This is a genomic window from Sphingobacterium bambusae, assembly GCF_033955345.1.
Taxonomy (GTDB): domain Bacteria; phylum Bacteroidota; class Bacteroidia; order Sphingobacteriales; family Sphingobacteriaceae; genus Sphingobacterium; species Sphingobacterium bambusae.
Map to the genome: position 1 here is coordinate 4,085,309 of NZ_CP138332.1, position 23,313 is coordinate 4,108,621.

General features: G+C 44.9%; 18 protein-coding genes, 2 tRNA genes and 3 rRNA genes. 14 read left to right on the plus strand and 9 right to left on the minus strand.

Going from position 1 to position 23,313, the window contains the following annotated elements; translation table 11 throughout:
- The first annotated feature begins 1 nt into the window (after position 1).
- The 7 genes from SCB77_RS16955 to rrf all read left to right on the plus strand — a co-directional run bounded on the left by SCB77_RS16955 (position 2) and on the right by rrf (position 7,065).
- Positions 2 to 706, plus strand: coding sequence for a CDP-alcohol phosphatidyltransferase family protein (locus tag SCB77_RS16955; RefSeq protein WP_320183189.1), 705 nt, complete (start codon positions 2 to 4; stop codon positions 704 to 706).
- Entirely contained in the window at positions 690 to 1,100 is a 411-nt protein-coding gene (locus SCB77_RS16960) for a GtrA family protein (RefSeq protein WP_320183190.1), read from the plus strand. Before SCB77_RS16955 ends, SCB77_RS16960 begins: the two co-directional genes overlap by 17 nt.
- Positions 1,101 to 1,837: 737 nt before the next feature.
- Positions 1,838 to 3,366, plus strand: a 16S ribosomal RNA gene (locus SCB77_RS16965).
- A gap of 111 nt (positions 3,367 to 3,477) precedes the next feature.
- A tRNA-Ile gene (locus tag SCB77_RS16970) sits at positions 3,478 to 3,551 on the plus strand.
- Between the two features lie 93 nt (positions 3,552 to 3,644).
- A tRNA-Ala gene (locus SCB77_RS16975) sits at positions 3,645 to 3,718 on the plus strand.
- A gap of 209 nt (positions 3,719 to 3,927) precedes the next feature.
- Positions 3,928 to 6,813, plus strand: a 23S ribosomal RNA gene (locus SCB77_RS16980).
- A gap of 139 nt (positions 6,814 to 6,952) precedes the next feature.
- A 5S ribosomal RNA gene (rrf, locus tag SCB77_RS16985) occupies positions 6,953 to 7,065 on the plus strand.
- Together the 16S, 23S and 5S rRNA genes with 2 tRNA genes alongside form the textbook arrangement of a ribosomal RNA operon.
- A 646-nt stretch (positions 7,066 to 7,711) precedes the next feature.
- On the opposite strand, the gene SCB77_RS16990 is transcribed toward rrf, so the two are convergent.
- Positions 7,712 to 7,912 (minus strand): hypothetical protein, encoded by a 201-nt coding sequence (locus SCB77_RS16990; protein ID WP_320183191.1) that lies wholly within the window; start codon positions 7,910 to 7,912, stop codon positions 7,712 to 7,714.
- A gap of 142 nt (positions 7,913 to 8,054) precedes the next feature.
- Between SCB77_RS16990 and SCB77_RS16995 the strand changes: the two genes are divergently transcribed.
- Positions 8,055 to 9,530, plus strand: a complete 1,476-nt coding sequence (locus tag SCB77_RS16995) for a S10 family peptidase (RefSeq protein ID WP_320183192.1) — start codon at positions 8,055 to 8,057, stop codon at positions 9,528 to 9,530.
- Positions 9,531 to 9,606: 76 nt separating this feature from the next.
- On the opposite strand, the gene SCB77_RS17000 is transcribed toward SCB77_RS16995, so the two are convergent.
- On the minus strand, positions 9,607 to 11,469 hold the full coding sequence (locus SCB77_RS17000; RefSeq protein WP_320183193.1) for a CocE/NonD family hydrolase: 1,863 nt from the start codon (positions 11,467 to 11,469) through the stop codon (positions 9,607 to 9,609).
- Positions 11,470 to 11,610: 141 nt separating this feature from the next.
- Between SCB77_RS17000 and SCB77_RS17005 the strand changes: the two genes are divergently transcribed.
- The 4 genes from SCB77_RS17005 to SCB77_RS17020 are packed head-to-tail and all read left to right on the plus strand — an operon-like array spanning position 11,611 to position 13,738.
- Positions 11,611 to 12,123, plus strand: a complete 513-nt coding sequence (locus SCB77_RS17005) for an RNA polymerase sigma factor (protein WP_320183194.1) — start codon at positions 11,611 to 11,613, stop codon at positions 12,121 to 12,123.
- Positions 12,092 to 12,736 (plus strand): hypothetical protein, encoded by a 645-nt coding sequence (locus SCB77_RS17010; protein ID WP_320183195.1) that lies wholly within the window; start codon positions 12,092 to 12,094, stop codon positions 12,734 to 12,736. Before SCB77_RS17005 ends, SCB77_RS17010 begins: the two co-directional genes overlap by 32 nt.
- Before the next feature lie 19 nt (positions 12,737 to 12,755).
- Positions 12,756 to 13,226, plus strand: a complete 471-nt coding sequence (locus SCB77_RS17015) for a DUF4252 domain-containing protein (RefSeq protein WP_320183196.1) — start codon at positions 12,756 to 12,758, stop codon at positions 13,224 to 13,226.
- Between the two features lie 2 nt (positions 13,227 to 13,228).
- Positions 13,229 to 13,738 (plus strand): DUF4252 domain-containing protein, encoded by a 510-nt coding sequence (locus tag SCB77_RS17020; protein WP_320183197.1) that lies wholly within the window; start codon positions 13,229 to 13,231, stop codon positions 13,736 to 13,738.
- Between the two features lie 95 nt (positions 13,739 to 13,833).
- Here the strand turns inward: SCB77_RS17020 and sucD are convergent, their stop codons facing one another.
- Both sucD and SCB77_RS17030 read right to left on the minus strand, forming a co-directional pair.
- Positions 13,834 to 14,706: a succinate--CoA ligase subunit alpha gene (gene sucD / locus SCB77_RS17025; protein WP_320183198.1), complete on the minus strand. Its 873-nt coding sequence runs from the start codon at positions 14,704 to 14,706 to the stop codon at positions 13,834 to 13,836.
- 80 nt (positions 14,707 to 14,786) lie between these two features.
- On the minus strand, positions 14,787 to 15,320 hold the full coding sequence (locus tag SCB77_RS17030; RefSeq protein WP_320183199.1) for an RNA methyltransferase: 534 nt from the start codon (positions 15,318 to 15,320) through the stop codon (positions 14,787 to 14,789).
- A gap of 161 nt (positions 15,321 to 15,481) precedes the next feature.
- On the opposite strand from SCB77_RS17030, the gene rpsT reads away from it, so the two are divergent.
- Positions 15,482 to 15,736, plus strand: a complete 255-nt coding sequence (rpsT, locus tag SCB77_RS17035) for a 30S ribosomal protein S20 (protein ID WP_320183200.1) — start codon at positions 15,482 to 15,484, stop codon at positions 15,734 to 15,736.
- Between the two features lie 102 nt (positions 15,737 to 15,838).
- On the opposite strand, the gene SCB77_RS17040 is transcribed toward rpsT, so the two are convergent.
- Both SCB77_RS17040 and SCB77_RS17045 read right to left on the minus strand, forming a co-directional pair.
- Entirely contained in the window at positions 15,839 to 16,684 is an 846-nt protein-coding gene (locus SCB77_RS17040; RefSeq protein ID WP_320183201.1) for a 3-keto-disaccharide hydrolase, read from the minus strand.
- A 15-nt stretch (positions 16,685 to 16,699) separates the two neighbouring features.
- Positions 16,700 to 17,515, minus strand: coding sequence for a helix-turn-helix transcriptional regulator (locus tag SCB77_RS17045; RefSeq protein ID WP_320183202.1), 816 nt, complete (start codon positions 17,513 to 17,515; stop codon positions 16,700 to 16,702).
- Positions 17,516 to 17,849: 334 nt separating this feature from the next.
- Between SCB77_RS17045 and SCB77_RS17050 the strand changes: the two genes are divergently transcribed.
- Complete coding sequence (locus SCB77_RS17050; RefSeq protein ID WP_320183203.1) at positions 17,850 to 19,340, plus strand: succinate CoA transferase; 1,491 nt, start codon at positions 17,850 to 17,852, stop codon at positions 19,338 to 19,340.
- A 62-nt stretch (positions 19,341 to 19,402) separates the two neighbouring features.
- Here the strand turns inward: SCB77_RS17050 and gldG are convergent, their stop codons facing one another.
- The 3 genes from gldG to SCB77_RS17065 all read right to left on the minus strand — a co-directional run bounded on the left by gldG (position 19,403) and on the right by SCB77_RS17065 (position 23,269).
- Positions 19,403 to 21,817 (minus strand): gliding motility-associated ABC transporter substrate-binding protein GldG, encoded by a 2,415-nt coding sequence (gldG, locus tag SCB77_RS17055; RefSeq protein WP_320183204.1) that lies wholly within the window; start codon positions 21,815 to 21,817, stop codon positions 19,403 to 19,405.
- Between the two features lie 107 nt (positions 21,818 to 21,924).
- Positions 21,925 to 22,503: a hypothetical protein gene (locus tag SCB77_RS17060; RefSeq protein WP_320183205.1), complete on the minus strand. Its 579-nt coding sequence runs from the start codon at positions 22,501 to 22,503 to the stop codon at positions 21,925 to 21,927.
- Positions 22,504 to 22,561: 58 nt separating this feature from the next.
- Positions 22,562 to 23,269 carry an ATP-binding cassette domain-containing protein gene (locus SCB77_RS17065; protein ID WP_320183206.1) on the minus strand — a complete coding sequence of 236 codons (708 nt, stop codon included), beginning with the start codon at positions 23,267 to 23,269 and terminating at the stop codon, positions 22,562 to 22,564.
- Between the last annotated feature and the right edge of the window lie 44 nt (positions 23,270 to 23,313).

A 23,313-nucleotide genomic window follows, 5' to 3' on the forward strand; every position in this document is an offset into this window, starting at 1 on the left:
TATGAGTCAACAGATCAATAAAAAGCTTTTCGAAGATCGGAAGAGAACGAATATTTTAAGTGTGCCCGAGCAGAAATTTATTTCTTATTTGGTGCCTAGAATTCCCAGTTGGATATCGTCGGATGGTCTTACCGCCATTGGATTTGTCGGTTCTGTGATGATTCTAGGGAGCTTTCTTTTGGCAGAATATGTTGCTCGCCCATTGTTGCTATTGGGTATTCTAGGCTTTTACGTGCAATGGTTTGGTGACTCTTTGGATGGTCGTATTGCCTTTTACCGTAATAAGTCTCGGAAATGGTACGGCTTTGCTTTGGATATCGTCATGGATTGGATCAGTACGGTGATGATTGGTTTAGGATACGTTTTTTATGCGCCCGATGACTTTAAGTATTCCGGTTTTGCGCTGGTATCGCTATACGGTTGGGCAATGATTATTTCACAATTGCGTTACCGTATAACCGATAAATATACCATAGATGCCGGTTTGATGGGGCCAACGGAAATACGTGTCGTGATTTGTGCCGTGCTCTTGGCGGAGGTTATTATTCCGGGTAGCATAAACTATTTGGTGATGGGGATCTGTGCCATCCTCTTTGTGATCAATTGGGTCGATACCAAAAAATTGTTACATCTCGGTGATCTGAAGGATTGGGAGGAGAAAGCGAAGAAGCAAGAAAGTGTTTCTACCCATGAAGCCGAGGTTTAGGCTGCCGCAACGCGATTTTATGCTTTCCTTTGGCAAAGCGCAGCTTTCCGCTTTTTTAGGTGGATTGTCCGACTTTGCCATTTATACCTTTTGTTTACAGGTTTTGGGCTATTCGGCACATGGATCGAATGTCATCAGTGGTGGGCTTGGCGCTATCGTTAATTTTTCGATCAATCGGTATTGGGCTTTCGATAGCAAAACAACAGCTATAGGTAACCAGCTGTGGAAGTTTGTATTGGTGGTGCTGGGAAGCATCACTTTGAAATCGACCGGAATTTACCTGTTGGTCGATTATCTGTTTCTCAACCCCTTTTACTCAAAGCTTATTGTGGAAGTGTTGGTTTCCCTAGGTTTCAATTTCACCATGCAGAAGTATTGGGTGTTTAAAAAGTAATCTCGTTACTCGACGAGTCTTAGCCTACGCACTACGTCTGTCTTTCCCTACCATCCATTGCTGGTACTCCTTTTCTTTTCCCTATAGACAACCTACTTTAATAGATGTTCGTGTGCTCTTACGTCTTGCTGGATAAACAGTATGATGCCGGGAAATAAAAAAGCAGATTGATACAATAAGGGACGCTAATTGCTCGTTATTATTATCCCGACAATAGCAAAGGAGGGGCTTTAACAAAAATATTGCGCAGTATTCCAGCATCTTGTGTGTTGTCTGAAAGAAATAAGCTGGAATAATTTGCAAGATATATGCCAAAGTTTCTATCTTTGCACCACTCCGCAAGGGAGGGACGATTGAAAAGCGAAAAACAGAAGATGGAAAAAGCCTTTAACGAAGGGCGTTTTCACGGTTAGAAAGCCTGAAAGGGCGTCGAAAAAAAAAGTTCAACTTTATTTTGCGAAACCGAAAAAGTCTTCTACCTTTGCAGTCCCAACGAGAAGGAGGGAAACAAACAAGATAGTTCGTGCAGCGATGCCACGATATATAAAAAGCCAAAGCGCGACGCGGCGGCGAAGAAAGTTCTTTAAGAAAGATGATCATGTAGCGTAACGAGTAGTCGGAAGATGAAAGTTATACAATAACAAAAAATCAACCTGTCAATTACGGATCGTAAGATACAACAAAAACGATTCCGGTTATTTATTAGTAAATAGCTTGGTATCGAACAATTCATTATTACAATGGAGAGTTTGATCCTGGCTCAGGATGAACGCTAGCGGCAGGCCTAATACATGCAAGTCGGACGGGATCTATCGGAGAGCTTGCTCGAAGATAGTGAGAGTGGCGCACGGGTGCGTAACGCGTGAGCAACCTACCCATATCAGGGGGATAGCCCGGAGAAATCCGGATTAAGACCGCATGAGACAGCACCTTCGCATGGAGAAGCTGTTAAATATTTATAGGATATGGATGGGCTCGCGTGACATTAGCTAGTTGGTGAGGTAACGGCTCACCAAGGCGACGATGTCTAGGGGCTCTGAGAGGAGAATCCCCCACACTGGTACTGAGACACGGACCAGACTCCTACGGGAGGCAGCAGTAAGGAATATTGGTCAATGGGCGGAAGCCTGAACCAGCCATGCCGCGTGCAGGACGACTGCCCTATGGGTTGTAAACTGCTTTTGTCGAGGAATAAACCTATCTACGTGTAGATAGCTGAACGTACTCGAAGAATAAGGATCGGCTAACTCCGTGCCAGCAGCCGCGGTAATACGGAGGATCCGAGCGTTATCCGGATTTATTGGGTTTAAAGGGTGCGTAGGCGGTTTTTTAAGTCAGGAGTGAAAGACGGCAGCTCAACTGTCGCAGTGCTCTTGATACTGAAGAACTTGAATGCCGTTGAAGATGGCGGAATGAGACAAGTAGCGGTGAAATGCATAGATATGTCTCAGAACTCCGATTGCGAAGGCAGCTATCTAAGCGGTGATTGACGCTGATGCACGAAAGCGTGGGGATCGAACAGGATTAGATACCCTGGTAGTCCACGCCCTAAACGATGATGACTCGATGTTAGCGATATACAGTTAGCGTCCAAGCGAAAGCGTTAAGTCATCCACCTGGGGAGTACGCCCGCAAGGGTGAAACTCAAAGGAATTGACGGGGGCCCGCACAAGCGGAGGAGCATGTGGTTTAATTCGATGATACGCGAGGAACCTTACCCGGGCTTGAAAGTTACTGAATGATCTAGAGATAGATCAGTCCTTCGGGACAGGAAACTAGGTGCTGCATGGCTGTCGTCAGCTCGTGCCGTGAGGTGTTGGGTTAAGTCCCGCAACGAGCGCAACCCCTATGTTTAGTTGCCAGCATTTAAGGTGGGGACTCTAAACAGACTGCCCGTGCAAACGGTGAGGAAGGCGGGGACGACGTCAAGTCATCATGGCCCTTACGTCCGGGGCTACACACGTGCTACAATGGATGGTACAACGGGCAGCTACACAGCAATGTGATGCCAATCTCTAAAAGCCATTCACAGTTCGGATCGGGGTCTGCAACTCGACCCCGTGAAGTTGGATTCGCTAGTAATCGCGTATCAGCAATGACGCGGTGAATACGTTCCCGGGCCTTGTACACACCGCCCGTCAAGCCATGAAAGTTGGGGGTGCCTAAAGCATGTAACCGCAAGGAGCGTGTTAGGGCAAAACCGATAATTGGGGCTAAGTCGTAACAAGGTAGCCGTACCGGAAGGTGCGGCTGGAATACCTCCTTTCTAGAGTGTCCTAATTGACACTCGTTGCGCCACATCATGATCGTTAAGAAAAGAAGAAAGTGCCCACCCCGAGAGGACGTGGATACCGAGAGAAGATGAGAAAGATAAGCTAGTCCCGTAGCTCAGTTGGTTAGAGCACTACACTGATAATGTAGGGGTCAGCAGTTCAAATCTGCTCGGGACTACGGAAAGTAATGCGTATAGCGTATTGCGTACCGCGAATTTTTATGGCGACATTGAAATCGCACTACGCACTACCCATTACCCACTACAAAAAAGGGGAATTAGCTCAGCTGGCTAGAGCACCTGCCTTGCACGCAGGGGGTCAACGGTTCGAATCCGTTATTCTCCACATTTCAAAGTAAAAAGTCAAAATTTAAAAGTCAAAAGCTGTACAGTTTTTTTAATTTTTACTTTTTAATTTTTACTTCGAATCCGTTCTTTGACATATTGAAAGAAAGAAAACACAAGAGAAGACAACAATGGTTTGAAAGTCAAACACGAGTTGTTTGATTAGTAGAACAAAGGCAGCCATATACCTAGCAAAAGGGGTATATGAGCGAAGAAAGTAACAAAGGGCACACGGGGGATGTCTAGGCTCTCAGAGGCGATGAAGGACGTGATAAGCTGCGATAAGCCACGGGGATCAGCAAATGTGACTTGATCCGTGGATTTCCGAATGGGGCAACCTAACATACTGAAGGTATGTTGTATAATACGCGAACGCGCCGAACTGAAACATCTAAGTAAGCGTAGGAGGAGAAAATAATAATGATTTCCCAAGTAGTGGCGAGCGAACGGGAAAGAGCCCAAACCGCTATTGTTACGGCAATAGCGGGGTTGTAGGACCACGAGATGTGATTCGTCGAGCGAAGTGGAACCGGATGGGAAGCCGGGCAATATGGGTGATAGCCCCGTACACGTAAGCGGAACGACGCTAGTGGTATCCTGAGTACCGCGGGACCGGAGAAATCCTGTGGGAATCGGCCAGCACCATCTGGCAAGGCTAAATACTCCTGAGAGACCGATAGTGGACCAGTACCGTGAGGGAAAGATGAAAAGAACCCCGAACAGGGGAGTGAAAAGAACCTGAAACCGTGTGCTTACAAGCGGTCGGAGCGGATTTATTCTGTGACGGCGTGCCTTTTGCATAATGAGCCTACGAGTTACTCTTATCTGGCAAGGTTAAGTCCTTCAGGGACGCAGCCGAAGCGAAAGCGAGTCTGAATAGGGCGCATAGTCAGGTGAGGTAGACGCGAAACCTTGTGATCTACCCTTGGGCAGGTTGAAGTTGCGGTAACACGTAATGGAGGACCGAACCGATAAACGTTGAAAAGTTTCCGGATGACCTGAGGGTAGGGGTGAAAGGCCAATCAAACTGGGAAATAGCTCGTACTCCCCGAAATGTTTTTAGGAACAGCGTCGGCATAGAGTCTAGTAGAGGTAGAGCTACCGATTGGGTGCGGGGGAGTCAAATCCTACCAAATCCAGACGAACTCCGAATGCTACATAGATATGGCCGGCAGTGAGGCTTTGGGTGCTAAGGTCCAAGGCCGAGAGGGAAAGAACCCAGACCATCAGCTAAGGTCCCCAAATATACGCTAAGTTGAACTAACGAGGTCCGGTTGCCCAGACAGCTAGGATGTTGGCTTGGAAGCAGCCATTCATTTAAAGAGTGCGTAACAGCTCACTAGTCGAGCGGCCGGGCGTGGATAATAAACGGGCATCAAGTGTATTACCGAAGCTATGGATTTGCATTGAAAGATATGCATCTGGTAGGGGAGCATTCTATGAGGGGTGAATCCGTCAGGTGACTGATGGTGGACTTTATAGAAAAGCAAATGTAGGCATAAGTAACGATAAGGCGGGTGAGAAACCCGCCCACCGAAAGACTAAGGTTTCCTGATCAACGCTAATCGGATCAGGGTTAGTCGGGGCCTAAGGCGCATCCGAAGGGAGCAAGCCGATGGACAACGGGTTAATATTCCCGTACTTTTTATAACTGCGATGTGGTGACGGAGTAGTGACACTGCCGCGAACTGACGGAATAGTTCGTTAAAGTGCGTAGGTATACAGACTGTAGGCAAATCCGCAGACTGTGCTGAAACATGATAGTACCGCAAACCTTCGGGAGCGTGGATAGTGCAGGTAATCAGACTTCCAAGAAAACCCGCTAAGCTTCAGGTTATAAAAACCCGTACCGTAAACCGACACAGGTGGTCGAGGAGAGAATCCTAAGGTGCTCGAGTGAATCATGGCTAAGGAACTCGGCAAAATGGCCCTGTAACTTCGGGAGAAGGGGCGCTGTCTCGCAAGAGCAGCCGCAGTGAAAAGGCCCAGGCGACTGTTTAGCAAAAACATATGGCTTTGCGAAATCGAAAGATGAAGTATAAGGCCTGACACCTGCCCGGTGCTGGAAGGTTAAGAGGGGATGTCATCGCAAGAGAAGCATTGAATCGAAGCCCCAGTAAACGGCGGCCGTAACTATAACGGTCCTAAGGTAGCGAAATTCCTTGTCGGGTAAGTTCCGACCTGCACGAATGGTGTAACGATCTGGGCGCTGTCTCAGCCATGAGCTCGGTGAAATTGTGGTATCGGTGAAGACGCCGGTTACCCGCAACGGGACGGAAAGACCCCATGCACCTTCACTATAGCTTAACATTGAAATTGGGTACAGGATGTGTAGGATAGGCGGGAGATGTTGAAGCGGGTTCGCTAGGATCCGTGGAATCAACCTTGAAATACCGCCCTTTCTGTATTCGGTTTCTAACTCGATCATGTCGAGGACATTGTTTGGTGGGTAGTTTGACTGGGGTGGTCGCCTCCAAAAAGGTAACGGAGGCTTTCAAAGGTAAGCTCAGTACGCTTGGTAACCGTACGTGGAGTGCAATGGCATAAGCTTGCTTGACTGTGAGACCAACAAGTCGACCAGGGTCGAAAGACGGACATAGTGATCCGGTGGTTCTGTATGGAAGGGCCATCGCTCAAAGGATAAAAGGTACGCTGGGGATAACAGGCTGATCTCCCCCAAGAGCTCATATCGACGGGGAGGTTTGGCACCTCGATGTCGGCTCGTCACATCCTGGGGCTGGAGAAGGTCCCAAGGGTTGGGCTGTTCGCCCATTAAAGTGGCACGCGAGCTGGGTTCAGAACGTCGCGAGACAGTTCGGTCCCTATCTGTTGTGGGCGCTGGAAGTTTGAGTGGATCTGACCTTAGTACGAGAGGACCGGGTTGGACGGACCGCTGGTGAACCTGTTATGCCGCCAGGTGTACGGCAGGGTAGCTACGTCCGGAATAGATAAGCGCTGAAAGCATCTAAGTGCGAAACTAGCCACGAGATGAGACTTCCTTATAGGGTCGTTGTAGATGACAACGTTGATAGGTCATAGGTGTAAAGGTTGAGAGACCAAAGCCGAGTGATACTAATAGCCCGAAGCTTTCCACGCCGGTAGAACGTTGTTGTCTTCCTTCTTTTTCTTTCTTTCAATGCATGTCATTATGCAATTAAAAATTAAAATGTAAAAATTAAAAAGTCCTGTATGGTTTTTTACTTTTGAATTTTGACTTTTTACTTTGCAAAGATATTCAGGTGCCTATATCGGCGGTGTCTACCTCTTCCCCATTCCGAACAGAGAAGTCAAGCCCGCCAGAGCCGATGGTATTGCCGTAACAGGTGGGAGAGTAGGTCGGCGCCTAATTTTAAACGAGGCCCCTTCAGGAAACTGGAGGGGCCTTTGTGTTTTACCCACCTCAAAATACGCACTATCAGCTACCCTCTACGTACTACTTTTCTTTAACAAAAAGCGTCTTCAGGGAGCCTGCAATCCACTTTTTGGCATTTTCTGAGCTGCGAATGCTACGTAGCATTCGCTTATCGGCAAGAGAATACTTTCCTTTGATGGGCTTCAGAAACTCTTCTTCTCCTGTTTTCTTCCTGTTGTAAGATGTTCGATTCTCTTCCGTGCCTGTTTTTTCCGTATCGGAGAATAACAGAATCTACTTGCGTAGCATCAGGTTTTGTTTGACGGATGTCTTTATAGCACCTTCATAGGCTTCATTTATTCATTTGTGCATCAAACGGACAAAGACGTGCTTCAATGTCGGGAAAACAGACTGCTGCGCGCCGTTGGCGTTCTTCAGCATTTCTTAGGAATGTTACAAAATGACTGTGACAACCTTTTGTTTTTGGAAGATACGTGTTTTTATAGTTAATTGTATTGTCGGCTAACGAATGCTACGTAGCATTCGTTGGTTGAACTGCGGCGAGTCAAAGTTGATGTTCAAGTATTGTTCGTTGATTTTCAACCAAACGACATTGATATCCTACAAAGCTATAATGATGTTCTAGAATGAAACACTGATGTTTGCTAACGAGACATTGATGTCTGTTGACCACGTATTGATGGATGAGAATGTGATTTTGATATCCATGCTTGGATTGTTGAAGTTCGACGGAACTTTGTTGATAATCCCGTTTGCTCTACCGTTGTTTGTAGATGATGCATTGTAGGTATGCATAGAAATGCCGATGGGTAATGAAAGCATTTAGTACAATGGAATTGGGGAGGAGTAATGGAGTGGATTTTCATTGCTTGTTACCTTCTCCGTAATAATCTTGTGTGAATCTTGATACTTATAGAAAAAAGCACGTTATTGCAGCCATTGACTACCCATAATCTATATTACTATGAAACAACTATTTCTATGTCTCATCCTGTTTCAGTTATCGGCACTATGCTTTGCGCAACGTCTTCCAGCAGCAGATAGTGCCGTTATTACGAAACATCAACTTACAGCCAACGGGCAGCGTTTTTCCTATACGGCTGAAGCCGGTACACAACCCGTTTGGGATGATAAGGGAAAGGTGCTTGCTACGGTGCAGTATACCTATTATACGCGTGATAATGTCGTTGACCTAGCACGGAGGCCACTGCTTATCTCCTTTAATGGTGGGCCAGGATCAGCATCGGTTTGGATGGAACTTGCGTATACAGGGCCGAAACTACTTAATATTGACGATGAAGGCTATCCCTTGCAACCCTATGGTGTAAAAGATAATCCACATTCGGTATTGGATCTTGCAGATATTGTTTATGTAAACCCCGTGAATACGGGATATTCGCGTATTTTAGATGAGAAAGCTGATCGCTCGACATTTTTTGGAACCAATGCGGATATCCGCTATCTCGCTGAATGGTTGAATACCTTCGTGACTAGACACAATCGCTGGAGCTCGCCCAAGTACCTTATCGGTGAGAGCTATGGCACCACGCGGGTATCGGGTTTAGCGCTGGAATTACAAAATGCACAGTGGATGTATCTCAACGGTGTGATGCTAGTTTCACCAACAGAATTGGGTATTGCTCGCGAGGGCGCTGTAGAGAAAGCCTTGCGCTTACCTTATTTTGCGGCAACGGCTTGGTACCACAAGAAGCTGTCGGCCGACTTGCAAGGGCGCTCTTTGGAGAGTCTATTGGAGGAAGTAGAGAAGTATACCTTAGACATCCTTTTGCCCGCCATAGCCCGTGGCTATTCGATATCTGCGGCCGACAAAGAACGGATTGTACAGCAAATGGCAGCATATAGCGCGCTACCCGTAAATGTGGTTAGGCAGAACAATTTGGATATCTCGACATCCTTGTTTTGGAAAGAGTTAAGACGTAATGATGGATTCACGATCGGAAGGTTAGATTCCCGCTATCTCGGTATTGACATGCGGGAAGCGGGTGAGCGGCCTGATTACAACGCCGAGCTGACCTCTTGGCTACATTCTTTTACACCAGCCATCAATTATTATTTCTGGAACGAGTTAAACTATAAAACCGATGTGAAATATAACATGTTCGGCTCCGTGCATCCTTGGGATAGTACTAACGATAGAACAGGTTTCAACCTGCGCCAAGCCATGGCTGCCAATCCTTACCTGCAGCTGATGGTACAATCTGGATATTTTGATGGTGCAACGGACTATTTTAACGCGAAGTATAATATGTGGCAGATGGATCCGTCGGGTAAGTTGGCCGCTAGAATGCGATTCAAAGCGTATAAAAGCGGGCATATGATGTATCTACGGAAAGATGATCTCATTCAGGCGACGAACGATATCCGACAGTTTATAACAGATTCCTTGCCGAAAGACAATCAAGCTGCAAAGTACGAGTAGTGAATCGGAAAGAAAAGGAGGCTGTCGGATACGATTTCAATAATCGTATCCGACAGCCTCCTTTATTTGATTGGCACTAGTCGATTACCTCAAAGGATATCCGGCTTGGTGCATCTTTGGAAAAATAGAGTTGATGCTGGTTTTTAATGAAGTCCTTGGCTTCTGCTTTGTAGATATCCATAAACTGATTCGGATTTCTATCTACCAATGGGAACCAAGAGTGTTGAATCTGTACCATCAACTTGTGACCTTTCTTGAACGTATGTGCCACATCGGGCAATTGAACGTTAACAACCGTCTTTTCATTGGGAACAAAGGCTTTCGGATCGCTGTAGCTATCCCGAAACTTACCCCGAAGCACCTCGCCGCGTACCATCATCTGGTAGTTCTGCATCACGGCTTTCTCGTCGCGTGCTGAGGTGACGCTGGCGCTGTCTGGATAAACATCGATCAGTTTAACGACAAAGTCGGCGTCTGTACCGCTCATGGAAACCGTCAGTGCGGCCGATACTGGTCCGACAACGGTTAAATCTTCCTGCAACACATCTGTCTCAAATACAACAACATCAGGCCGATTGGCGACGAAACGTTGATCGGCAACCATATATTCGCGCGTCCGATCCGTTATGATGCCCTCTTGAAAGGGGACAGGCTTATTCGGATCGCTGCTGTAGCTGATGTGGTCTTCCGTAGTCGCTCCTTTATCCGTAGTGAGTTTGCCGGTTGAGGTAAGAAATAAAGTTTGTGCACGTCCTTCTTTAGGCGGCCACTGCTGAAATGTTTTCCAGCGATTGGAGCCTGTAATATACAGTGTCGCTTCCGCGGGATTGAAATTTCCTTTACCTTTCAGGTGGTACTCAAAGAATGGTAGTTCGATTTCTTTTTGGTAATATAGGCTTGTTTTCTCCCCAAAACGGATGTCTCCAAAATAGTCGCCCTCTGCACGCACCCAACCGCCATGATACCAAGGCCCTGCTACAAGTACACTATTATTCTTCGGACTACGTTTTTCAATCATCTTATAGGTTTCGAAAGCACCATAGGTATCCTCCGCATCAAATAGACCGCCTACAACGAGGACGGCAGGCTTCACAGATCCCAAATGTTCGGTAACTGTTCGGCTGATCCAGAAGCTATCACGAACGCTGTGTTTTGCCAAATCGTCCCAAAATTTAACGGTATGGTCTAAGTACTTAGATTTCAAACCCGATAGGCTGGGGTTGTCTAGAAAAAAGCGGTAATAGTCTTTCGTCGGCAATTGAAATCCTTTTGGACCGTCAGCATTGGTTATGGGCTTGGGACGAGGAGCATCAAAGCTGTACATAAAACGGAAGGCATCCATCAGAAACAAGGCGCCTCCATGGTGGAAATCGTCACCGATGAACCAGTCCGTCACGGGAGCCTGTGGCGATACTGCTTTCAAGGCGGGATGGCTACCAATAAGTGCCGCGGTAGAATAAAAGCCTGGATAGGAGATGCCATACATGCCCACCTTGCCGTTATTATTCTTTACGTTTTTGACGAGCCAGTCGATGGTATCGTAGGTGTCCGTACTCTCGTCGATCTTTTGTCCGTTTGCTTTGGACCGCGTTGGGCGGATGTTTTCATAGGTGCCTTCGCTCATCCATCGTCCGCGGACATCCTGATACACGAAAATGTAACCGGCTTTAGTCATCTCGGGGAAGTTGCCTAAATAGCTTTTAACCGAACCTTCGCCGTAGGGCGCAACGGTGTAGGGCGTTCTATTCAGCATGATTGGAAACTTTTCGCCAGTTTCTTTAGGAATATAGATCGATGTAAACAAGCGAACACCATCGCGCATGGTAATGTACTGTTCGATTTTATTGTAATGGGCTTTAACATACTCCTCATTGATATCCTGTGCATGGCTGCACAGGCATAAAAGAGCAAAAAGGAGCGTAAGAATTTGTCTATTCATATCGGTAAATTTGCTTTAGTCTAACTAGCCCTGAAATTAAGCAAATACTTTGGAAGCTCAATTGATCTATTTTGTAAAAAAAAGGTGAATTTAGATGTAATGTTTTACCTGATTAAGTTGTCTTCCTATTAAATGAGCCAAATGAATCAAGATATCTTCAAAAAAACGGTGTTTGTCTTCAAAGACAAGATGTATCGCTTTGCGAAGAGTTTGCTTGTCGATACGGACGATGCCTACGATCTGGTGCAGGAGGTAATGATGAAGCTTTGGCAGATGCGGGAAGAGCTTATGGCCATAGCGAACAAGGAAGCCTTTGCCATGCGTTGTGTGCGCAATGAGGCGATGAACAGGTTGAAGCATGCAAAGGTGGTGCAACTGCACCAACATACCTTGACGGAAGGTGTCGTTGCGGAACACTACCCCGCAATGACGAAGGAATTGATCCAACGTTTGATTGCGGCATTACCGGAGAAACAAAAAATGGTGATGCACCTTCGCGATATTGAAGAATATGAGATCGCTGAAATTTGTGAAACGCTGGATTTAGAGGAGTCTGCTGTAAGGGTTAACTTGACACGTGCCCGGCAAAGGATTAAAGGACAACTGCAAAAGATTTTTGACTATGAAAAAAGACAGATCAACGGAAATGGATAAGAAATATTGGGAAGGGATTTCGTCTTTGAACGAAGAGCGATCCCTAAAGAGCGAATCCGATAATCCCTATTTCGAGGAGTTGGATAAGCTGGCTAAATCGGAGATGGATTGGGAGTTTGATGATTTTATCGCGATGGAGGCAAGTGAGGTGGAGCAAGCGCGCACGGATTACTCTAGCAGGCCGCGTCGATTGAAAATTTGGATTGGCGTTGTGGCAGCTGCGAGTATACTTGTTGCGGGATTTCTATTCCTCCGCACCCAAGATAGTAATGTGGATGTCTTTGAGCGGGCGACGTTTGCCAAGGTAACCTTGTCGCCTGCCGATCTCAAGGATACGTCGGCTATCGAGGAGAAAAAGCCCAGCTATGTTGTGGTCAACCGGTATTCGCCGTCTAGCAAGAAGCAACAGACCAAGCGATCTGTGGAGGATGAGTCAACGTCAGTATTGGGAATTCCCGAAGAAGAGGCTTACGTGATTGTGAATGGTAAGCCGATTTATGATGAAAAAGAAGCCGAGGAAATTGTATTAGCCTCGCTGAAGATAATGACGACCAACCTGCAGGAAGGTAAAAATGCCTTGGACAAAGTCAGATATATCCAAGTGGAATTGTAAACGTAAAATTATACACATTATGAAGACTATATTATCAGTTGTGATGCTCCTATGGGTATCACTCGCGGGAGCACAGGTATCGAAACTCGATAAGATTTTCGATACGTATCAGGAAGCAAAAGGAGTAACTTCTATAAAAATCGGTAAGCCCATGTTCAGTATGATCCAAAAGCTGAACATCGGCGAAGACGAGATGGGGCAGATCAAGCCACTGTTAACGAAGATCAACTCGATAAAAATGTTGATCGTCGAAAATGATAGCTTAAAGATTAAGGACGAGGTAAAATCTGCCTTTTCAAATATTCATTACGAGGAATTGATGGCGATACATAGCGATGGAAGCCGAATTAAGTTTTTGGCGGAGAGTACCGCAGGTGATGTCTTGAACAATCTGTTACTGGATATCTCTGCGGATGGTAGCACCATTTTCATGATCTTGGACGGCCGCATCAGCTATGCTGATATTGATAAACTCGTAAACGAAAAATAGCCATGGTAAAGATCTATCAACTTACATTTTGTGTTATCGTCATTATGATGATGCAGTCCTGCTACATCAAGCAGCGTTCTAACATGAGCTTTGTGGATCGTTCGGTTGCCGGGCGAGAGGCTGAAATTGTATCGATTAAGATGCCTATGTTTTTAGTCAAGCCATTTCTGAAGAAAGAACTGCAGGAGGAAGATGACGAAATGTTACGCTTAGCGATGAGGAAAATCAAGAGCGTGAAGCTAACGACCTTATCGAATGCCCGAAATAGCGATCGTATCCAAGAAAATTATAAGCAGTTCTTGCGCGACGAGCAGATGGAAGAATACGCGAGTATCATCAGCGATGGAGACCGTATCACGATCAATGCGCAAACCAAAAAAGACAAAATTAAAAAATTGATGCTGGGTGTTTCTTCACAAGAGGGCGAGCATGTATTTATTGAAGTGAAGGGTAATTTTTCTATGGATGATATCGCTCATGCCCTTAATTCTTACGAGAAGAAGAATAAGTAGGCCTTAAGTAGTGCATTACCGTTCATGCTGTCTGCAAAAGTAAAAAGCTCGAAATGTTGATTTCGAGCTTTTTTTATAGGGGTTAATACGTAACCTTATTTCGCTAGTTCTTCTGCGATTGCAGCACCAATTTCTGCTGGTGATTCTACAACACGGATACCGCACTCACGCATGATTTTCATTTTAGCAGCAGCTGTATCATCAGCACCACCAACGATAGCTCCTGCGTGGCCCATACGACGTCCCGGAGGCGCTGTTTGACCGGCAATGAAACCAACTACTGGTTTTGTTCCAAATTCTTTGATCCAGTTGGCCGCTTCCGCTTCCATACCACCACCGATCTCACCAATCATGATGATACCTTCTGTTTCTGGATCATTCATTAATAATTCTACAGCCTCTTTGGTTGTCGTTCCGATGATCGGGTCACCACCGATACCGATAGCTGTCGTGATACCTAAGCCTGCTTTCACAGTTTGATCCACCGCTTCATAAGTTAATGTTCCCGATTTAGAAACAATACCTACTTTACCTTTCTTGAAGATGAAACCTGGCATAATACCAATCTTCGCTTCTTCAGCAGTGATGATACCAGGACAGTTAGGACCGATTAAACGAGATTTTTTGTCACTCAAGTAAGATTTTACTTGAATCATATCTTTAGTAGGGATACCTTCTGTAATACAAACGATTACTTCGATTCCTGATTGTGCAGCTTCCATGATCGCATCAGCAGCAAATGCAGGTGGAACGAAAATTATGGAAACGTTAGCGCCAGTTGCTTCTACGGCATCTTGTACCGAGTTGAATACCGGACGGTCAAGGTGTGATTGTCCACCTTTTCCAGGCGTAACACCACCGACAACGTTTGTTCCGTACTCAATCATTTGAGAAGCGTGATAAGTACCTTCATTTCCGGTAAAACCTTGTACGATTACCTTTGAATCTTTATTTACTAATACACTCATTTTTTCTGTTTTTTTGCAAAGCAAAGCTACTATTTTGCAACGACTTCTAAAAATTAAGCTTATGCTAATCCTGCATTTTTTTATAAAAGCTTTAGCTTTTGAATAAAATGCCACAAGACGATTCCAACCGTGACCGATACGTTCAAGGAATGCTTGGTGCCAAACTGCGGTATTTCAATGCAGGCGTCTACATGGTGCATCACATCATCAGCAACGCCATGCACCTCATTGCCAAATACAAAGGCATATTTATGATCCGTCTGAACGGACATGTCCTGTAAGGCGATGCTGCCTGCGGCTTGCTCGATGGCGATAACGGTATAGCCTTCCTGTTGCAACGATTTAACGGCTTCTTGCGTATCCGCCACATGTTCCCAAAGGACAGACTGCGTGGCACCTAATGCGGTTTTTTCAATTTCACGGTGCGGAGGCGTAGCGGTGATGCCACACAGCAAGATCTTCGCTATTGCAAAGCCATCGGCCGTACGAAAGGTTGATCCCACATTGTGCATGCTGCGCACGTTGTCCAGCACGATGACAATAGGTGTTTTCTCTTGCGCTTTAAATGATTCGACATCAGGTCGATTCAATTCTTCCATGGATAATTTCTGCATCAATTCGGCTATTAAAACCCCAAAAATACATATTTTAATCTGTTTGCCCTTATCGGTAGGAAGCTCATCTTTAAAATTTTAAAAATAGATTTTGATAATTGAAATTATCATGCTATTTTTGCATTCCGAAATTAGTACACAGAAAATAAAAGCTAAGAGAAATGGCAAATCATAAATCAGCGATTAAAAGAATTAGAACAAACGCAGCAAAACGCTTAAGAAACCGTTACCAAGCAAAAACTACACGTAACGCGATTAAAAAACTACGTAACACAACAACTGCTGAAGAAGCAAAAGCATTATTGCCAAGAGTTGTTTCTATGTTGGATCGTTTGGCTAAGAAAAACGTAATTCACAAAAAGAAAGCTTCTAACAACAAATCGAAGTTGACTAAGTTTGTAAACAAACTAGCGTAAGCATTTCTTTGTTTTCATGATATAATGGGGAAGCATTAATTTGTTTCCCTTTTCTTGTTTGTTAATAAAACAGGGCTGAAGATTTCTTCAGCCCTGTTTTATTTATAAGATGGTTTTGATAACCTGATCTAATTTTGTTTTGTTGTTTTTGTAGGGCGAGAGGTCGTACAATTCTACCTTACGAAAATCAATAGGATGACTTTCGCTCTGTAGATATATAAATCCTTTATCGAGAAGCTTGCCATCTGGTTTTTGTGCGGGGTCGAAGCTCTCCACATTACCGCCACCGACTTGGGGCTTGTTATATTCCAGCACCACTTGACCGTCCAATATATGTTGAATGATGGAATCGCCCAGTACCAAAAAGTCCGCTGTGACCCATTGATCGCCGTGATAGGTTTTAGATGTTGAGCTTTGGCAATGTGGTGTAAAAAGCTTGTCGTGGATCACCACATTGGTGCCCGGAGTGCAGAGGTTGGATGTGGTACGTGCGTCAGTTCCATTGCCTCCTAGAAGTTGGCCTTCAATGGAGATGGGGAAATCTTGATCCTTCAGCATCGTTTTGGGGTCTTGTCCGTGTAGCATCGCGCCGCTGTTGCGCCAAGCCCAGCCTTCGCCACCTTTCGTTTGTTCATCTACAAAACGGTATTCCAAGCGTAGCAGGTAGTAACTGTAAGGAGTGTTGTAGGCTAAATGTCCATACTGTTGGTTGAAATCATCATATCCATCGTAACGCACTTTCAATAGCCCGTCTTCCACACGAAAGGTATTGGCATAATTTTCTCCAGGCTGGTGCAATCTAATTTTAGGAGTCCAGCTTTTTATGTCTTTCCCGTTAAAAAGCTGTATGGCTTTCGGTTTTTCCTCCGCGGATGTCGCAGAAGTTTTGGTTGCGCAAGCAAAGAAAATGGCGCTTGCAGCCATCACGGATAGAAACGTGGTCTTCATATGTCGGTATTAAGTTTAAAATAATAGATTTTTATTCTTTACATATTCACTGGGGCGTACCCCAATTATTTTGTTGAACGTGTTGCTGAACGTAGGTAAGCTGCTGTAACCAACACGTAGCGCAACTTCATTGACACTCAACTTATCATCTAGCAATAGTTTGAGCGCTGTAAGCATGCGTAGGATCGTGTAATATTGAATGAATGACATGTTCAGTTCGCGTTGGAAAAGGCGTGCCAGTGTACGCTCGCTAACATCAAATTCCTCTGCTAGCTTTTTAAAGCTCACATTTTCATCTATGCGATGATCTAGGTAGCTTACAATATCCTTGAGCTTTTCGTGTTTTGGGTAGGGAAGAGCCAAGGGCAATTCGGTGTTGGACACTTCAGGAAGGATAAGCTTGAAAGCCTTGGCGATCGAAAATTTTGGCTCCTCCACGGGGAAGATATTGCCTGTCCAACGGTTTGTGAACATAATGAATTCAATCAGAAAGTCATTCACCGGGTAGATATTTACCCGATCAAAGAAATCGGTGTCGGTCTCAAACTTGGGAAAATAAAGATTACGCATCACCACCTCAGGACTGCTGGGATGTATGCTATGCCGTACCCCGCCAGGGATCCAGATATAATGCCGTGCTGGAAGAAAATACGATTTCTCCGGCGTTCGTAAAAACACGATCCCACCTTCGGTATACAAGAATTGTCCTTTCTGGTGGCTGTGTTCGGAAATGTACGTTTCGCCCATCATCGCATGGTGACAATATATGCTATCTTCAAAGGAATCTACTTCTGTGACGTAATATTTATCGACATACATTTTGCTATCCATACGCTGCGTTTCTTTTGTATGTTATAAATTTCCTGTTTTTTAACGACATAACCAAGATAGTAAGTGGATGCTTACGTGTTAAATGTTTGTTTTGTTGAAATAAGTAAGTGCTAACTTTTTTATTTTTATTTTAATTAACTGATTATCAGTTTATTTACATAGGTGTAAAGCTCTTTTGTTTCTCGGTAATGATTTGATTACCAAAGGAATGCTTAAGGTGATTGTTAATCTGATAATAATGTGGCAAAAATTAATAAAATAGCGATTTAAAATATGCTTATTATTGCCTATCTTACTTTTAGAGCCTTTGCACAAAGGGAGTTAACAAATTACTATGGCTTACGAGAGAATAAAACTAGAACGATTAAAAGATAAAGTAATGACCGCAGAGGAGGCGGTTCTTTTCTTTGAAAATGACATGGTCGTAGGGGCCAGTGGATTTACGAAGGCGGGCGACAGTAAAGTCGTTTTGGAGGCCTTGGCAAATCGTGCAAAAAATGAGGATATCAAAATTACACTTATGACGGGCGCTTCATTGGGCCACGATACGGATGGCAAATTGGCCGAAGCGGGTGCGCTTAAAAAGCGTATGCCTTTTCAGGTTGATCGGGTGTTGCGCAATAAGATCAATGCCGGTGAAGTACTGTTTATCGATCAGCATTTGAGTGAGAGTGTGGAGCTATTACACAATAAGGTTTCGCCGCCGGTAGATATTGCTGTTATTGAGGTGGCTTACATTGATCGTGATGGCAGTTTGGTGCCCACGACCTCTGTGGGTAACTCGGCGACATTTGCCGAGTTGGCGGATAAGATTATCTTGGAGATCAATACGGCAATTCCGATGGAAATCTACGGGCTTCATGATATTTACAAAGCGGAAAACTATCCACACCGTAACGTTATTCCTATTGTTGCGCCATGGAATAAGATCGGCCGGAAGACCATTCCTGTTAATCCAGACAAGATTGTGGGTATTGTGTTTACCGATAAAAAGGATAGCCCTGCGGATATTGCGGAGCCGGACGAGAAAACTACGGCGATTGCCGGACATATCCTGAAGTTTTTTGAAAACGAAGTCCAACTTGGTCACTTGACAGATCGGCTTTTGCCTTTGCAAGCGGGGATCGGCAAGGTGGCAAATGCAGTATTGACAGGATTTAAGCACAGCAATTTCTATGATCTGACCATGTTTTCCGAGGTGTTGCAAGATAGCACCTTCGATTTGATCGATTCAGGTGTGCTTTCCTTTGCATCGGCATCGTCGATTACGGTGTCTGCAGCATGTTATGAACGGGTATTTGGCAATCTGCAGAAATACCGCGATAAAGTAGTATTGCGCCCACAGAATATTTCGAATACACCGGGGCTTATACGTCGCTTGGGTATTATAGCCATCAATACGGCTATTGAATTTGACATCTATGGCAATGTGAACTCTACACATTTGGGGGGTACGAAGATCATGAACGGTATTGGCGGTTCGGGAGACTTCGCCCGAAATGCCTACCTAAGTATCTTCGTGACGCAGGCAGCATCTAAAGCTAACGCAATCTCTCATGTCTTGCCGATGGTTTCCCATGTGGATCATACAGAACACGATGTGGATATTCTCGTGACCGATATTGGTTTGGCTGACCTTCGTGGTTTGGCGCCAAGGGAACGTGCTCAAAAGATTATTGATAACTGTGTACATCCAGATTTTAAAGAAGAGCTGCAATCTTATTTTGATAGGGCATGCGCACGAGGAGGGCATACACCACATCTTTTAGAAGAATCGTTCAGTTGGCATATCAGGCTTGCGGAGACCGGTTCTATGAAGAAGTAGAAGCGAAACCATGTTGAACAGCAAAGCTGTTCAACATGGTTTAAACGAGCATAATCTACCGGTTATGCTTTTACCCTACCATATTTTCTCTTGCGCAAGAGCTGCTGTGCAAGCGCGAAGATACTCAACAATATAATGGGTGCTAGGACATTCAGTAATTGCCAACTTAGCTTTTGTTCTTTTACTTTTTGGCCATCCAATAACCTTAGTTTCACCTCCCGATTTCGAAGGCCAATTAAACTCTCATCGTTAAGCAGGTAATCCACCGCGTTTTGAAGAAATGCTTTATTGGCAAACTGTTGTTCCGTATAGCGATCCCAACCTAAAGGGTAGGGGGATTGGTCTTTACTATTGACCTGATTGATTAGCCAATCGGCATCGGCAACGACCAGCATTTTGCTTTCTTGATGGATATTAGACAAATCGACTGGCTGTTGGATATCCGTTGGTGCGGATCGGTTTTCAAAGAGGTATGGAAATTCTCCCTGCAACAGTGCTGCTACGGGAAGTGTACCGCTATTGAATTTTTTTGGATCCGGTTCTTCTTCAACGATTTGTAAGCTAATTGGCGCCGGCGCATTCCATATTCTCGCAAAAGGTGAAGAGGTTAGGATGATATCTTTCTTGATTTTTGCCGATGCCACTGTGTCCAACGTGCCGATAAATTCGGTGCGTATGCCGTCGAGGTTCCTGACGAGTGGATGGGCTGAAGTAGGCGTCAACACCGGGAAGAAATACCAAGGAGCGAGTTCGATTTGTGCTTGCCCAGCTATGTTCCCTACGGTGATGGGAATCTGTCCACAGTTAAGGTCGGCGAGGATATTATAATTCAGGCGTACGCCATAGAGAAATAGCTGGTCGTCTAGGTTGAGCGATCTTCCAACAAGCGGTTGGCTCCCGTTCTGCTGCAAATGATCCAAAGAAGCATCTATCTGATCGATGGCCCAAAGCACTCGTCCACCATGTTTGACGAAGTAGTCGATCTTGTATTTATGACTTTCTTTAAAAGCCTGTGTGGGCTTCACGATGAAAAGTAACTTGAGCTGATCGAGTGAAGCATAGGTTACCGAGTCTAGGTTGACGCGCCCTACTTGATAGCCATCGGCAGAAAGTGACTGCATAGCGTCATATAAGGCTAGATCATCGGGCTCTCCATGCCCTTCCGTAAAGCCGATAAAGGACGATTCTTGCGCATTTACTTTCTTTAAACCTGCCGTAAATGCATATGCCAGGTTTTGAATGGAGTTGTTGATGGCTTCTTCAGGACTAATTCCTTGTTTTTGCTGGAGCAGATTGATGGGTATTTCCTGTTCCGCCGTACGGATCACGGCAGTTGGGAATATCAGCTTCTGCGTTAAGCCCCGATCGGTCTTAACGCTTAAGTTCGTTGGATAGATTCCTCTTGATACCAGTGCATCGGTAAAGGACTGTTGTTCTTCTTGACTGCCTTCTAAAGGATCGATGACGGTGAAATCTAGTTTATCACCTGCGTAGGATTTGAGGTCGCTTGCCATATAGATCGCAGCTTGCTGCAGTTGATGGAACCCATTAGGGAGATCGCCATCCAAAAAAATACTGATGTGCACAGGTTCTTGGAGATCACGTAACACGTTTTTTGTAGCCTCGTTTAGGCTAAATCGTTGGTCCTCGGTAAGGTCTAATCGGCCCAGGTGGCGCGTCAAAAAACGGTTGTTGATACAAAAGTAAATGATTAGTGCTGCAGCATAGCAACTCCATGTTTTGATGCGCTTTCGGAAGTGTCGACCCAAGTGTCCAATGCTAAAGAGAATGAACAAGGCTGCTACGCTTAGAAAATAAACCACATCACCCGTGATAAGTACGCCTCGACTGATGCTATCGTAATGAGACTGTATACCCAGATCCTTGATGAAGGATGCACTGGATTCGACGAAAAAGAGGTCGCTCATCGCACCAAAGCCGTAATAAGCAAAAAAGATGGCAAACACGGCGAGCAAGAAGGCGACTACGGCATTTTTTGTTAGGCTGGAACAAAATATGCCTATCGCGGCGTAGGTCAAAACGAGAAAAAGCAGCCCCAGATAGGAACCCAAAGTTGCACCTATATCCATATTTCCAATAGGATTAGCTAAAAAATAGATGCTTACCGCGTACATAAATGTGGGTAAAACGGCAAGAATAGCAATGAAAATAATACCTAAATATTTGCCGGCCACAATTTGATAGAGACTGTTAGGCCTACTGAAAAGCAGGTCAAAAGTACCTTCGCTTTTTTCGGCAGCCAAACTGCGCATACTGACCGCGGGAACCAGAAAAATTAACAGGTAAGGGGCCAAGGAAAAGAACGTTTCCAAGGTTGCATAACCACCGTCGATTATTGCAGAGCTCGGGAAGATCCAAGATAGCAATCCACTCACCAGCAGAAAAAGGGCGATGGCCAAGTAACCTACCAGCGAATTGAAGAATGAAGAGATTTCCTTTTTTAAAATGTTGATCAAGGCACAAGCTATTTTGTTCGCTCGAAAATAGGAAATACATGGCTGTAAAACAAGAACGCACCTACCCTAATCGGTGGTGCGTTTCTGTTATTTTAGCTAAGAGGCGCTTATCTTTTGCCCGGTAAGTAGATTTGGAAACCTACGGCCAAGCCAAGCCCACTTTGTCCATTTCCAGCGTTTACATTTGCTTTGCTATAATTATAGCCCGCCATCACTTCCAACGCGACTGTCTGCGTAATAAAGTGCGCGTAACCTACATTGGCGCCTAAAGCTAGCGATACGTCACTACCTTGGCTACTGCCTGCTATACCGACATCACCTTGTCCAAAGAAACGTCCAGATGCACTGGCGCCGCCAGGGAAGTAGTAACGTACAAAAGGAGAAATTCCATAGTTGTAAACGTTATCAACATCCTTAACCGCTGCAAAACCTAGGTTAGCCTGTGCACCGAGAGCTAAGCCGTCGGTGATGAAGTAGCCCGCTCGAGGATTTATGTTTATACCGAATTTCTTACCTTCGAAGCTGTAACCGATGTTTCCTACAGATCCACCAATCATCCAGTTTCCCTGCTTGATTGGCGTCAAGCCAACATTTGCAGATGTTTGAGGAGTCGTCTCAACGCGCTGCGCTTGCGTTGTCAACGTGAAACCTCCTACTAAAGCCATTAAAAGTGTAAATTTTTTCATATCTATTCAAGTGTTAAATGTATACCATATAAACACTTGTTGATAAAAATGGTTTGAATTATTTTGTTAAGCGTACAAAAATTTCCTCCAGCGATTGATTGGGGTATTTGTTAGGCAGGTCATTTACAAAAAAATGATCCCTGATTTTTCCTTGATGTAGGATGATAACTTCATCACACAGGGCTTCTACCTCTTGCATAAGGTGGGTTGATAGCAAAACTGTTTTTTCCTTGCCCAGTTCTTTGATCAAGGCTCGGATTTCTAAAATTTGATTGGGATCCAGTCCAGAGGTGGGTTCATCTAAAAGGAGCACTTCTGGATCATGTATAATGCAAAGGGCTAGTCCTACACGTTGTCTGTATCCTTTGGACAGTTCGCTTATCTTTTTATGCTGGGCGTCCTCTAAGCCGGTTTGTTTGACGACGAGGTCTATACGTTCACTTTTGTTCTTTATGCGATGGGTCGAAGCTTCGTACTGCAGAATTTCCCGAACATACATATCCGTATACAGCGGATTGTTCTCGGGGAGAAAACCTAATTTCCTTTTCGCAGCTAAGGACTGTTCGGCGATATTGCTATCTGATATATGGCATGTGCCAGCGCTGGCAGGGATCAAGCCAGCCAAAATTTTCATGGTGGTAGATTTTCCAGCACCATTTGGACCTAAAAAGCCTACGATACTGTTTTTCTGTGTTTCAAAGGAAACGTTGTCGAGCGCAAGCTGTTTGCCGTATGTCTTTGTTAACTGATCTACTTTGATCGCCATGGTTGAAGTTTAGATGATCGGAGCTATCCAATATAGGGGTAATG